Genomic DNA, 1,659 nt, shown 5'->3' with positions numbered 1-1,659 from the left:
GCATTAATCGGATTAATCGCTGGTGCGATTACAAAAAAGGGAAGTTCAATGGGATGGATTTCTAATATCTTAGCGGGGTTAGTTGGATCTTTTGTAGGTCAAGCCTTACTTGGAACTTGGGGACCTTCACTAGCTGGTATGGCGCTAATACCATCCATTGTTGGTGCAGTGATTGTGGTTGCTGTTGTATCTTTCTTCCTATCTAAAATGAATTAATAGATCTTAGGATCTAGAAAGGAGGAGTTTTGGCAACTGGAAAGAAAATAATACTCATTATCCTTGATCTCCTTTTACTTACGCTTGTTCTACCAATGACGTGGGATTATTATAATTTCATGGAATATGATTGGATAACAACAACCTCTAGTAACATTCCCTTCATAGGTAAATATATGACAGACTATTTGTTTTGGGAGAACATCGTTTTAATAGTCATATTAATTATCGCCTTGATTGTAATCCTTTTTTATCCTCGAACCTATATGGATGTACAACTCACTTCAAATAATGGAGATTTAACTTTGAAGAAGTCGGCCATTGAAGGATTTGTAGGTGAAAAAGTAAAAGAAAATGATTACCTTAAAAACTCAAAAATCGCTGTTTCACTTTTTAAAAATAAGATAAAAATTGATGTAAAGGGTGAGATTGTTCCTCGAGTTGAAGTGGCTCAAAAAGCTCAAGTTCTGGAACAGGAAATCATTGAAGGGTTAAAAAGTTTCTTTGGATTGGAACATACGGTTAAACTTAAAGTAAAAGTCAATACATTAAGTAAAGATGATAACCCTAAACGCCAACGTGTTATGTAGGAGGGATCAATGGATTATTTCGAAAAAAATCGATACCCAATTATAGGGGGAATCGTAGGTGCACTCATTGCTGTGTGTATCTTCACTATTGGATTTTGGAAAATGATTCTGGTTTTATTTTTAATTGGATTAGGAATTTATATTGGTCTATTTTTAAAAAAATCAGGAATCATTGATCAATTTATAAATCGTAAATAACATTATAAAAGGAAAATATTATGGTACAAGAAAACATGAAAGCATTTGGAACAATGGCAGAAAAAGAAACTCCTAAAACAAAGGAAACCCAACCAGAAATTAAGGGGACTTTGACTTATGAAGATAAAGTTGTGCAAAAGATTGTAGGTTTAGCATTAGAATCAGTGGATGGACTTCTTTCTGTAGAAGGTGGGTTCTTCTCAAACTTAACAGGAAAACTTATTAATACTGATGATGTTACAACAGGTGTTGACGTAGAAGTTGGGAAAACACAGGTTGCAGTAGACTTGAAAGTAGTTACAGAATATCGTAAGAATGTGCCTGATATTTATGAAAAAATTAAAGAAGTCATTCGTAAAGAGGTTGCGGCAATGACAGAATTGGAAGTTGTTGAAGTTAACGTAACAGTCACAGATATTAAAACGAAAGAGCAACAAAAAGAAGATGATGTAAGTATTCAAGATCGAGTGACTAGTGCGGCTCAAACAACTGGGAAATTCACCTCTGAACAAGTTGATAAAGTAAAAGACAAAGTAGAAGACAATACAGATAAAGAAGCTAGAGTTAAATAAATTTCTAGATAAATCGTGAGAAATAAATGCCTCTATTATGAGGCTTTTTAGTAAGTGAGTTCAATTATATAGTTTTTTATTTA

General features: G+C 33.4%; 4 protein-coding genes. All 4 read left to right on the top strand.

Going from position 1 to position 1,659, the window contains the following annotated elements:
• Window positions 1-6 precede the first annotated feature (6 nt).
• The 4 genes from AB0N03_RS52300 to AB0N03_RS52285 are packed head-to-tail and all read left to right on the top strand — an operon-like array spanning window position 7 to window position 1,576.
• A complete protein-coding gene (locus AB0N03_RS52300; RefSeq protein ID WP_364388981.1) occupies window positions 7-216 on the top strand; it encodes a GlsB/YeaQ/YmgE family stress response membrane protein in 210 nt (69 codons plus the stop codon).
• 29 nt (window positions 217-245) lie between these two features.
• Entirely contained in the window at window positions 246-806 is a 561-nt protein-coding gene (gene amaP, locus AB0N03_RS52295) for an alkaline shock response membrane anchor protein AmaP (protein WP_364388979.1), read from the top strand.
• A gap of 9 nt (window positions 807-815) precedes the next feature.
• Entirely contained in the window at window positions 816-1,004 is a 189-nt protein-coding gene (locus AB0N03_RS52290; protein WP_015425997.1) for a DUF2273 domain-containing protein, read from the top strand.
• 20 nt (window positions 1,005-1,024) lie between these two features.
• On the top strand, window positions 1,025-1,576 hold the full coding sequence (locus AB0N03_RS52285) for an Asp23/Gls24 family envelope stress response protein (RefSeq protein ID WP_015425998.1): 552 nt from the start codon (window positions 1,025-1,027) through the stop codon (window positions 1,574-1,576).
• Window positions 1,577-1,659 lie beyond the last annotated feature (83 nt).

Source organism: Amycolatopsis sp. NPDC051061 (assembly GCF_040682935.1).
Taxonomy (GTDB): Bacteria; Actinomycetota; Actinomycetes; order Mycobacteriales; family Pseudonocardiaceae; genus Amycolatopsis.
Note: the sequence above shows the minus strand (reverse complement) of the source record. Positions and strands in the feature narration are given on the sequence as shown.